Source organism: Vibrio sp. T20, assembly GCF_007858795.1.
Lineage (GTDB): Bacteria > Pseudomonadota > Gammaproteobacteria > Enterobacterales > Vibrionaceae > Vibrio > Vibrio satsumensis.
On sequence record NZ_VFEB01000231.1, the window covers coordinates 1 to 291 of the forward strand.

A 291-nucleotide genomic window follows, 5' to 3' on the forward strand; every position below is an offset into this window, starting at 1 on the left:
CATACTGATTTCCTGAATCACGCCGCTGATGTCTTCGTCTTTCTCTGCGACTTTTACTTTGTCACCAATACGATACGGGAACACAAAGAATATCAGTACGCTGGCTGTGAGGTTACTTAAAATCGACCACTGCGCAAACAACGCGACACCGAGCACCGCAAATATGGAGGATAAAAACGGGGAGATGTCGCCAAAACCTAAGTTTAGGATAATAGTAAAAATAGCGGTGAAGAGTAGAAACAGAGTGATATTGAAACATTTAAGCACGGAATGTTTACGCTTCAATGCGAC

The 291-nt window shown here is 43.0% G+C and carries 1 protein-coding gene; it reads right to left on the reverse strand.

Features of this window, described 5'->3' with window-relative positions:
- A partial coding sequence (locus FTW16_RS22225; RefSeq protein WP_146492464.1) for a mechanosensitive ion channel domain-containing protein occupies positions 1-291 on the reverse strand: 291 nt, incomplete at both ends.